This window comes from Streptomyces adustus (genome assembly GCF_009377175.1).
Taxonomy (GTDB): domain Bacteria; phylum Actinomycetota; class Actinomycetes; order Streptomycetales; family Streptomycetaceae; genus Streptomyces; species Streptomyces adustus.
Map to the genome: position 1 here is coordinate 1 of NZ_VJZD01000354.1, position 7,491 is coordinate 7,491.

8 protein-coding genes are annotated in these 7,491 nt (G+C 71.9%); 3 read left to right on the top strand and 5 right to left on the bottom strand.

Annotated features, from left to right (window positions below; genetic code table 11):
- Nucleotides 1-406: 406 nt before the first annotated feature.
- A complete protein-coding gene (locus FNH09_RS42945) occupies nucleotides 407-862 on the bottom strand; it encodes an ATP-binding protein (protein ID WP_152895297.1) in 456 nt (151 codons plus the stop codon).
- Between the two features lie 250 nt (nucleotides 863-1,112).
- On the opposite strand from FNH09_RS42945, the gene FNH09_RS42950 reads away from it, so the two are divergent.
- Entirely contained in the window at nucleotides 1,113-2,399 is a 1,287-nt protein-coding gene (locus FNH09_RS42950; RefSeq protein ID WP_162469954.1) for a streptophobe family protein, read from the top strand.
- Between the two features lie 24 nt (nucleotides 2,400-2,423).
- On the opposite strand, the gene FNH09_RS42955 is transcribed toward FNH09_RS42950, so the two are convergent.
- Nucleotides 2,424-2,834: a hypothetical protein gene (locus tag FNH09_RS42955; protein WP_162469955.1), complete on the bottom strand. Its 411-nt coding sequence runs from the start codon at nucleotides 2,832-2,834 to the stop codon at nucleotides 2,424-2,426.
- Nucleotides 2,835-3,588: 754 nt separating this feature from the next.
- Nucleotides 3,589-4,581: an L-glyceraldehyde 3-phosphate reductase gene (gene mgrA / locus FNH09_RS42960; RefSeq protein WP_152895298.1), complete on the bottom strand. Its 993-nt coding sequence runs from the start codon at nucleotides 4,579-4,581 to the stop codon at nucleotides 3,589-3,591.
- A gap of 123 nt (nucleotides 4,582-4,704) precedes the next feature.
- On the opposite strand from mgrA, the gene FNH09_RS42965 reads away from it, so the two are divergent.
- Both FNH09_RS42965 and FNH09_RS42970 read left to right on the top strand, forming a co-directional pair.
- Nucleotides 4,705-5,589 (top strand): LysR family transcriptional regulator, encoded by an 885-nt coding sequence (locus tag FNH09_RS42965; protein WP_152895299.1) that lies wholly within the window; start codon nucleotides 4,705-4,707, stop codon nucleotides 5,587-5,589.
- Between the two features lie 25 nt (nucleotides 5,590-5,614).
- Nucleotides 5,615-6,130, top strand: coding sequence for a mycothiol transferase (locus FNH09_RS42970; protein WP_152895300.1), 516 nt, complete (start codon nucleotides 5,615-5,617; stop codon nucleotides 6,128-6,130).
- Here the strand turns inward: FNH09_RS42970 and FNH09_RS42975 are convergent.
- Nucleotides 6,112-7,182, bottom strand: coding sequence for an adenosine deaminase (locus tag FNH09_RS42975; RefSeq protein WP_152895301.1), 1,071 nt, complete (start codon nucleotides 7,180-7,182; stop codon nucleotides 6,112-6,114). The genes FNH09_RS42970 and FNH09_RS42975 overlap by 19 nt on opposite strands.
- A gap of 148 nt (nucleotides 7,183-7,330) precedes the next feature.
- A partial coding sequence (locus FNH09_RS42980) for a VOC family protein (protein WP_202919878.1) occupies nucleotides 7,331-7,491 on the bottom strand: 161 nt, incomplete at its 5' end.

Below are 7,491 nucleotides of genomic sequence, written 5' to 3' on the forward strand. Positions count from 1 at the left end.
GTCGGGGGTCCCGACGAGGGCCGGGCGGTGTGCGGGCGCAAGGGGATGACGCGGGCTTCGTTCGGCGCTTGGCTGCTCACCTTCCCAGCCTAGGAGCGGGGGCGGCGGCGGGAAGGGTCCCGCGTTGCGCCCTCGGTGGAATCGGACAAAGCACCCACGACGTGCCGCGTTCCCGCACCACCCCGGGCGCGCCGTCGACACCGGACGTCCGCCGCTTCCGCACACGGTGTGCATGGCGTCGCGCACTCCGGGTACCGGGACTCCCGAGGGGCCGCCGGTGCAGCCGTCCGGTGGTCGAGGAGACCGACGGCAACCGTCGCTTTCGTGGGGAGGGGTCGGATGCCCACCGCCGTGATCCGGTCGCGGACACGAGGCGGGGCGCGGAACACCGGGGCCGGGCGCCTGTTCAGTCCGCGCTCAGCGTCAGCACCGCGCGCACCCGCTTGCCGACGGGCACCCGCTCGGCGGTGACCTGGCGCGCCAGCGCGTGGACGATCTCCAGGCCGTGCCGGCCCACGCGTCGCGGATCCCGGGGGAAGCGCAGCGGCAGGGCCGCGCTGCTGTCGTAGACACTCACGGCGATCGAGGCGTCCGTGCCCTCCAGTTCCAGGATGTACGGTCCGTTGCTGTGCCGGTCGGCGTTGGTGACCAGCTCGCTCACCACCAGCAACAGCGCGCCGCTCGTGCGTTCGCCGATCGTGGCACACCACTCGGTACGCAGCTGCTCCACGAAGAGCGCGGCGAAAGTCCGCGCCTCCGCTATGCAACCGGGCTCGCCGGTGAAGTGGGTCGCCCGCCGTAGCGGTTCCACGGGTACGTCGAAACCGGTCGGTATCACTGCCCCGCCCAGATGGTCGGTCATGCGGTTCTCTCTCGGAAGCCGGACTGGCCGGACGCTGCTGCACCTGTGCTCGTACCCCGCGGGACGCCGCGCACTCCCCGGGACCGCCCCGGCTCTCGGGGTACCTCCGTGCGAGCCCCGCGATCTCACCGACGGTGACGGCGAGGGCCGTCCGGCGGCGGGTCCGGTGGTCCGTCCGGTGGCGGGGTCCGGTGGACGCGGACGGCCCTCCCGGCGCGCGGCCGCCGGTGCGGCTGCTTAGCGTGGCAGGGTGAGCCGGCGAACTCCCTCCGAACAGACGCTCGCCCGTCCCGGCTGGGGCCGGGCCGCCGTGACGGTGCTGGCCGGGCTGGTCGCCATGGGGGTGGTGGCCGCGCTGGGGCTGTGGGCGGCGGGCGCGACGGAGCTGCCGGACGAAGCCTTCCCGCGGGTGGTGGCGGCGACGGTGGTGACCGCCGTCGGCGGCAGTGTCGAGCTGTCCGGGAACGTCGGCTCGCTCGCCGAGAGCCGGGCGGGACTGACGGCGACCCCGCTGTCGGTCACCCTCGTCGGAGCCCTCGTCGTGGGCGCCGGTTTCCTGTGGCCGCTACGGCACCGCGTCGTCACCACGGTCGCCGAACCGGCCTGGTGGGCCGCGCGGATCGCCGTGCTGTGGCTGCTCGGTCTGCTCGGACTGGCGCTGGGCGCCCGGCAGACCTTCGCGATCCCCCTGGGCGAGGGAACGCTCGGCGACCTCGGTGACCTGTTCGGCGTGGAGCCCCGGATGGGTTTCGCCGCGAACGTGCCGCTGACGCTCGCCCTCGGCCTGCTGTGGCTGGCCGTCGTGCTCTTCCTGGCCCTGCTGGTGTCGCGCGCCGCCCCGCTGCCGGCCCGGCTGCTGCGGTTCCAGGAGCCGGTGCGGCCGGCCGCGTACGCCATGGTCGTGCTGCTGCTGTCCAGTGTCGTCGTGGGGGCCTGTGTCGCCCTGGTGGTGGCGGCGACCCAGGGGCATCCGGCCGAGACCTTCGCCGTGCTGCTGCTCGGCCTGCCCAATATCGTCTGGATCGCGCTCACGATCGGGATGGGGGCCACCTGGGACGGGCGGGTGCAGGGTCCGTTCCGGCTGCCGCTGCCGCCCGAGGGGGACCGGGCGCTGCGCACCCCGGACGGTGCCACGCTGGACCTGGGCACGCTGACCGACCTCGACGGCAGGTACTGGTGGCTCCTGGTCGGCGCCGCCGTACTGCTGCTGACGGCGGCGTTCGTGCTGGCGGCGTGTTCGCCGGCCCGGACACGGGTCTGGCAGCTGGCCGTGCGGACGGCGGTCGCGCTCGTCCTCACCGTGCTGACGATCTGCCTGCTGGGCCGGGTCTCCGCGTACTACGGCGTGTCCCTGCTCGGCATCGGTGACCTGGGCGGCAACCTGTCCGGGGTCCTCCTCCTGCGGCCGCAGGTGTGGACGGCGCTCGGCCTGGCCCTGCTCTGGGGGCTGGTCACCGGATTCCTCGGCGGTCCGCCGGCCCGCAGGCTGCGCCGGGCCGGCGAGGCGCCGCGCTCCGACCTCGGCCCCTCCCCCTGACCACCCGGTTGCCAGGTGGGGGAGTCAGGCGACCGGCATGACGAGCGCCGGGGCTGCCCGCTGCATCCGCAGTGCGTCGACGGACTCGGCGAGCAGTTCGTACTCGGTGGTGTCGTCGCTGGTGGCGATCCGCACCAGCCGCCCGTCGGCCAGTTCCTCGGCGACCAGTTCCTGTCGTTCCACGTCGGCGCACCAGGCGCGCAGCAGCGCGGGCACATCGGGCGCGCTCTCCGCGACCGGGACCAGTGAACTCGGCGGGAAGTGCGGGCTCTCCGGCTGCGGGTCGAGCCGCTCGGCGATCCAGGAGGCCCGGTCCCGCAGCCACCACAGCGCCAGGGCGAGAGTCGGCGCCCGGTAGGTGCCGAGCGGTACGCCGATCCGTCTCCCGTCGCACATGCCGTAGGCGGTGACGTGGCACAGGAATTCGTCGTGCACGGTTCTCTCCCCCGTAGCATCTCTCGCTTGCCGGTCGGGCCTCGCTTTCCGTGCGGCTCGTGTAGGAAGAACTGTCCCTGACATTCGAGTATGTTGACTACTGAAACACTGTCACCACGACTTTCCGGCCACTCTCTTGGCATATTCACCGCACCGCTTGGCCGAAACACGACGGGCCGTCCGTTTTCCTCCGGCCGTGCCGAGAATCATGGCGAGAACTGTGGCCGAGAACTGTGGCGAGAACCGTTACGTCGACGTGGCGCCCACCGGACGCCGAAGGCCGGATCAAGGCCGTTTCCGGATTCCTGGACCGCTGCCCACCGGGCACGACACCCGGCGCGGCGACGAGTTCCACCGCGCCCGACGGGCTATCGGCGATCTCCCGAAATGGAGACCGCCGGGATCTCCGTAGGCGCAGGACATCAGGGGTCCGGCAGGGAAAGCGGATGCGGAATTCGGCATGGCACTTCGCCGTGTAAACACACCGGCGCCGCGGCGGGATCCGCACCGAACCGGCCCGACTCCGTCGAATTAAGCGGCACCTGAAAACCGGCCAAGATCCGTGGAATGATCGGCGGACGCCGTTTCGGGATTTCGCGCTCGGACGATCTCCGGGCTCTACTGGATCTACTGGATCTACGGGATCTACGGGATCTACGGGATCTCCGGCATCCCTGGGAAGCGGGCAGGCGACGGTGTCGGGAAACCGCCGGCCTGCCCCGCTCCCGTGCCGGGAGGTATTCCTCCCGAGGCGTTACGGCTTGACGGCCGCGTCGATCCGGGCCAGTTCCTCCGCGTCGAAGTCGAGGTTGCGGATGGCGCCGACGCAGTCCTCCACCTGCTGCGGGCTGCTCGCGCCGATCAGCGCGGAGGTCACCCGTCCGCCGCGCAGCACCCAGGCCAGGGCCAGCTGGGCCAGGCTCTGACCGCGGGACTTGGCGATCTCGTCGAGCGCGCGCAGCCGGGCCACCAGGTCCTCGGTGACCGCGTCCGAGTTCAGGAAGGGGCTGTCGCTCGCGGCCCGCGAGCCCTCCGGAATGCCGTCCAGGTAGCGGCCGGTCAGCAGGCCCTGCTCCAGCGGGGAGAAGACGATGGACCCGACCTGGAGCTCGTCCAGCGCGTCCAGCACGCCCTCCTCCTCGGGGCGCCGGTCCAGCATCGAGTAGCGCGGCTGGTGGATCAGCAGCGGGGTGCCGAGCTCGCCGAGGATGCGGGCGGCCTCCCGGGTCTGCTCGGCGGAGTAGTTGGAGATGCCGACGTACAGCGCCTTGCCCTGCTGCACCGCCGAGTGCAGCGCGCCCATCGTCTCCTCCAGCGGAGTCTCCGGGTCGGGGCGGTGCGAGTAGAAGATGTCGACGTAGTCCAGGCCCATCCGGGTGAGGCTCTGGTCCAGCGAGGACAGCAGGTACTTGCGGGAACCCCATTCGCCGTACGGGCCCGGCCACATGAGATAGCCGGCCTTGGTGGAGATCACCAGCTCGTCGCGGTAACCGGCGAAGTCGGCTCGCAGCGCCTCGCCGAAGGCCGACTCGGCGGCGCCGGGCGGCGGGCCGTAGTTGTTGGCCAGGTCGAAGTGGGTGATGCCGAGGTCGAAGGCGCGGCGCAGGATGGCCCGCTGGGTCTGGACCGGGCGGTCCGGGCCGAAGTTGTGCCACAGGCCGAGCGACAGCGCGGGGAGCTTGAGGCCGCTGCGTCCGGTGCGCCGGTAGGGCATGTCCGCGTAACGGTCGGGGTGTGCGGTGTACAACGCGACTCCATCAGGGGTTGGCACGGTGATCGGTTCAGGGAACCGGTACCCACTCTCGCCTGCACGGCGGGCAGTGGTCCAACAGAAGAATCCGATGGAATTCAGCGGATAGGCTTCTCAATCATGGAACTGCGCCACCTCCAGCACTTCGTCGCCGTCGCCGAGGACCAGCATTTCACCCGGGCCGCCGAACGCCTGCTGGTCTCCCAGTCGGGTCTGTCGGCCTCGATCCGGGCGCTGGAGCGGGAGCTGCGGGCCCCGCTGTTCGTGCGCACCACCCGCCGGGTGACCCTGACGGAGGCCGGGCGGGCGCTGCTCGCCGAGGCCGAACGGATCCTGGCACAGGTCAGGGCCGCGCACGAGGCGGTGGCGGCGGTGCAGGGCGTGCTGCGCGGCACCCTGGCGCTCGGCACGGAGCAGTGCATCGCGGGGGTGAACGTGGCGGCCCTGCTCGCCGCCTTCCGGCGCCGTCACCCGGACGTGGAGATCCGGCTGCGGCAGGCCGGGTCGGGCGCGCTGGCCGAGGAGGTGGCGGCCGGGCGGCTGGATCTGGCTTTCGCCTACCGCACCCAGGCCGACACCGACCAGCTGCGTTCGGTGTCCCTGGCCGGGGAGCCGATGACCCTGCTGTGCCATCCGGCCCACCCGCTTGCGGTCGCGGGCGCCGCGGTGACCCCGCAGGAGGTCGGCGGCGAGGTCTTCGTCGACTTCCACCCGGACTGGGGCCCGCGCCGCACCACCGACGCCGCGTTCGCCGAGGCCGGACTGCGGCGGACCGTCGCGCTGGAGGTCAACGACGTGCACAGCCTGCTGGACCTGATCGACGAGAACCTCGGCGTCGCGGTCGTACCGCGCCACTTCCGGCACAAACGGGCGTCGCTCACCGCGCTGCCCCTCAAGGGCACCGGCGAGACGGTGTACGAGAGCGCCGCCCTGCTGCCGCCCGCGCAGAGCACCAGTCCCGCGGCGCGGGCCCTGATGGCGCTGCTGGAAACGGGGGGCGCCTGAGCGGGGACTGGGCGATGGTGGACGTATGCATGCAAAGGACGTCCTCATCGACGCGTACGGCCGCATCCGGGAAGAGGTCCACTCAGTGGTCGAGGGGCTGGGCCCCGAAAATCTCAACGCCAGGCCCGGCCCCGAGGCCAATTCCGTCGCCTGGCTGGTCTGGCACCTCACTCGGGTGCAGGACGACCACCTCGCCGACGCCTTCGGGCTGGAGCAGGTGTGGCTGGCACAGGAGTGGGAGCAGCGCTTCGGCCTCGACCTGCCGCGCCACGACAACGGTTACGGCCACACCCCGGCGGATGTCGCCAAGGTGCGCGTCGACTCCGGCCGGCTGCTGACCGGCTACTACGACGCCGTGCACGAGCGGAGCCTGACGGCCCTGCGCGGACTGGCCGCGAAGGACCTGGAGCAGGTCGTCGACACCCGGTGGGACCCGCCGGTCACGCTGGGCGTGCGGTTGGTCAGCGTCCTGTCCGACGATCTCCAGCACGTCGGACAGGCCGCCTACGTCCGCGGGCTGCTTCAGAGCGCGGCCGCGTAACCCGGCAGGACGACGTCCTCGATCAGGGCCCTGCGCTCGTCGAACGGGATGAACGCGCTCTTGAGGGCGTTCACCGTGACCGTGCGCAGGTCCTCGACACCCCAGCCCGCCTGCTCGACCAACAGCGTCATCTCGCGGGTCATCGTCGTACCGGAGACCAGACGGTTGTCGGTGTTGAGGGTGACCCGGAAGCCCAGGTCCTTCAGAGCGGTGATCGGGTGCTCGGCGATCGACGTGGCGGCGCCGGTCTGGAGGTTGGACGTCGGGCACATCTCCAGGGCGATACGGCGGTCGCGCACCCAGCCGGCCAGACGGCCGAGCTTGCCGTCGACGATGTCCTCGGTGATGCGCACGCCGTGGCCGATGCGCTGGGCGCCGCACACCTGGAGGGCCTGGTGGATGCTGGGCAGGCCGTGGGCCTCGCCGGCGTGGATGGTGAACGGCACGCTCTCGCGGCGCAGGTGCTCGAAGGCGGCCAGGTGGTCGGCGGGCGGGAAGCCGTCCTCGGCGCCCGCGATGTCGAAGCCGACGACACCGGCGTCCCGGTAGACCACGGCCAGGTCTGCGGCCTCGCGGACCCGGTCGAACATGCGCATGCCGCACAGCAGGGTGCCGACCCGGACCGGGGTGCCCGCGGCGGCCGCCTTGGCCATGCCTGCGGCGAGGCCCTCCTGGACCGTCTCCACGACCTCGCTCATCGACAGCCCGCCCCGGGTGTTCAGCTCGGGGGCGTAGCGCACCTCGGCGTAGACGACGCCGTCGGCGGCGAGGTCCAGGACGTACTCCTCGGCGACGCGCAGCAGGCCCTCGCGGTTCTGCATCACGGCGAGGGTGTGCTCGAACGTGGCGATGTAGCGGACCAGGTCGCCGGAGTTGGCCGCGTCGTAGTACCAGGCGGCCAGCGCGTCGGGGTCGGTGGTCGGCAGGGTGTGGCCGATCCCGGCCGCGAGTTCCACCACTGTGGCGGGGCGCAGGCCGCCGTCGAGGTGGTCGTGCAGGACGGCCTTGGGCAGGCGGCGGATCAGTTCGGCGTCTACGCGCGTAGCAGTCATGGCGGGTCTTTCCTTGAACGGGCCTTGGGCTGACGGTTCGGCACGGCTGGAGGTGCCGCGGCGAAGGGAAGCACGGCGGGAGGGGCCGTGGTGGAAGGAGGTGCGGCGGGAGGGACCGCCGACGAGCGGAGGTGCGGCGAGCGGAGGCTCAGCCGGCGGGCTGGAGCAGGTCCCAGCGGTTTCCGTACAGATCCTCGAAGACCGCCACCGAGCCGTACGGCTCGTGGCGCGGCTCCTCCAGGAAGGTCACGCCCGCGGCGAGCATCCGGGCGTGGTCGCGGGCGAAGTCGTCGGTGTGCAGGAAGAACC